General features: G+C 75.8%; 2 protein-coding genes. Both read right to left on the reverse strand.

Annotated features, from left to right (window positions below):
- A partial coding sequence (locus AA75_RS52950) for a beta-ketoacyl synthase N-terminal-like domain-containing protein (RefSeq protein ID WP_233289365.1) occupies positions 1-93 on the reverse strand: 93 nt, incomplete at its 3' end.
- A 79-nt stretch (positions 94-172) separates the two neighbouring features.
- Positions 173-2,766: SDR family NAD(P)-dependent oxidoreductase (locus tag AA75_RS38180; RefSeq protein ID WP_149038624.1), on the reverse strand; the 2,594-nt coding region annotated here is incomplete at its 5' end.

Below are 2,766 nucleotides of genomic sequence, written 5' to 3' on the forward strand. Positions count from 1 at the left end.
GTCCGCACCCGCGCTGAGGTTCTGCCAGAACTCCTCGGGGGTGGCCGCACCCGGGAAGAGGCAGGAAAGTCCGACGATGGCGTACTTGGTCATGGAAGCCGGGTCCCTCCGGGCTGTGGGCGGTCCGGCCGGCCGCGCTGGGCGGCCCGCCGGACCAACCGGGTCGGGTACGTCAGCTGCTGACGAACTTGGCGGCCAGCTGCGGGGTGGAGACCAGGCTGACGCCGCCCAGTCGGGCCAGCACCCGGCCGTCGAGGCCGACCGCGGTGACCGTCAGGCTCGCCGAGGTGCCGTTCACGGACCCGGGTTCGACCACCGTCAGGAAGGTGCCGTGGTCCGGCAGCGGCTGGTGGAACTCGGCCCGGGCCACCGACAGCGGCAGGCTCGCGGTGGAACGGAACAGCCGCATCCACACCAGGCCGGCCTGCAGCAGCAGGTCCGCGGCGCCGGGCCGGTAGAGCCGCCCGGCGAAGGCCCCGCCGGCCGGGCGCGGCCCGTCCAGCGAGCACTCCAGCACCAGCCGGCCCTCCTCCTCGGCCAGCACCCGGCGCACCCCCTGCAGTGCCGGGCCGTGGAACAGCGTCCCGTCGGTGTAGAACCCGGCGGCGTCCCGGCCGTGGCCGGGGGCCGGCAGCGCGGCCATCGCCGGGTGGTTCAGCTCGGACGCCGGGTCCGCGCCCAGCACCACCCCGGCCGCGTAGTGCGGCCGGACCGTTCCGTCCGCGGCCACCGAGCGGATCACCACCTCGGTGGTCGCCTGGTCGCCCGCGGGCGTCGCCGCCAGCTGCAGCCGGGCCGGCTCGGAGCCGTCCAGCACCAGGCCCTTGTGCACCGCGAAGTCGCGCACCTGGCGGACCGTACCGCCGCTGAGCCGCTCCACCGCGCCGATCGCCCAGCCGAGCGCGAGCGCCGCCGGGAGCACCGGGACCCCGCCGATCAGGTGGTCGGCGACGATCGGTTCGGCCGCCAGCGGGGCGGTCTCCCGCTCCAGCACCACGGCGGCGGGCGCCGCGGGCTGCCGGACGGACAGCGGGGTCGTCGGGCCGAGCACCGCCACCGTGTCGTGGCCGTGCTGCGGGGCGAACTGGCCGGTGAACAGGGCGGTTCCGGTCTTCTCAGGGATCAGCGTGATCCCGCGCTCCTGGAACACCGCCTTGATCTGCGGCGAGACCATCCCGCTGTCCCAGGCACCCCAGTTCAGTGCGGTGACCCGGGCGTTCGGGTGCCGCCGCTTGAACGAGCTCGCCCAGGCGTTCAGCACCTCGTTGGCCATCGCGTAGTCGGACTGCCCCTGGTTGCCGAAGAACCCGGCCACCGAGGAGAACAGCAGCACGTGCCGCAGCCGCTCGGCCGGCAGCGCCTCCACCACCGAGCGCAGCCCGCCGAGCTTGGGCGCGAAGACCCGCTCGATCTCGGACGCCCGCTTGTTGGCGATCAGCTGGTCGGCCAGCACCCCGGCGCCGTGCACCAGCCCGGTGACCCGCCCGGCGTACGGCGCGAGCGCGTCGGCGGTGGCCGCCGCGTCGGTGATGTCCACCGCCAGGTACTCGGCCGGGGACCCGGCCGCGCGCAGCTCGGCCAGCGTCTGCCGGATCTCCCGCTCACCGACCACCGCGCGGTACAGCTGCTCCACCCGCTTCGGGGTCGGCTTCTCCCCCGCCGTACGCAGCTGCGCGACGGCGGCGGCCTTCAGCTCGGCCTCGGCCGTCACCCCGGCCGCCCACGCGGGCTCCTCACCGAGCGCGGTCCGGCCGAGCAGCAGCAGACCGGGACGGTACGCGGCGGCCAGGTCGATCACGCAGCGGGCGGTGATGCCGCGCCCGCCACCGGTGACCACCAGCAGGTCGTCCGGGCCGATCTCGGCCACCGGGGCGGCCGGGTCGGCGGCCAGCGCGGTCGGCGCCTGCCCGAGTGTCAGGCCCACCCGGCGGTTCGCGTCCCGGGCCACCTGGACCGGCTCCGCGGAGGCGTCGTTGACCTCGGCGAGCAGCAGCTCGGCGGCGGTCCGCGGGTCGAGCCCGGGCGCCAGGTCCACGGCCCGGCAGAACAGCTCCGGCGCCTCGACCGCCAGCGTCTTCACCAGCCCGCCGAAACCGCCCGCCGGCACCCGGTCCTCCGCCACACCGGTCAGGCCGAACGCGCCGTCCAGCCGGGTCAGCGTGAGGAACCCGGCCCGCGCGGTGGCGGCCTCCTTGGTCAGCGGCTCGACCAGGTGCTTGGCCACCAGCAGGGCGTACGAGAGCCTGCGCACGCCGTCCGCCCAGTCGCCGTCCTGCCGGGTCGCGAAGTTCACCACCAGCCGGACCGGGGTGGCCAGGATCTGCTCGACCCGCTCGGTCAGCTCGGTCACACCCCAGCCGGCCAGCGCGAAGTCGGCCGCACCGTCGACCGTCCGCGTCACCGACGGCAGCCGCAGCACCCGCACGTCCCAACCACCGGCCTGCAGCCGGGCCGCGACCAGCGGCGTCAGCTCACCGCCGTCGTCCACCAGCAGCGCGGCCGAACCCGCCGGGTAGGCGCCCACCAGCGCGTCCGGGGAGGGGAGTTCGACCAGGGCGGCCTGCGCGCAGCCGATCGCACCGCGCGGCGCCGGCCCGGCCGGGGCGGCGGGAGCGGCGGCCGGCGGCTGCTTCTCCGCGATCGGTTCCGCTCTGGGAGCGGTGGTGGCGGTGTCCGCGACACCGGTCATGAAGTCGACTATCTGGCCGAGTGTCCGCAGCTCACCGAGCTGCTCCGGACCCACCGGCGTGTCACTCGGGAACCGCT

The sequence above is a fragment of the Kitasatospora sp. MBT63 genome (assembly GCF_000710465.2).
In the GTDB taxonomy this organism is placed as follows: Bacteria; Actinomycetota; Actinomycetes; order Streptomycetales; family Streptomycetaceae; genus Kitasatospora.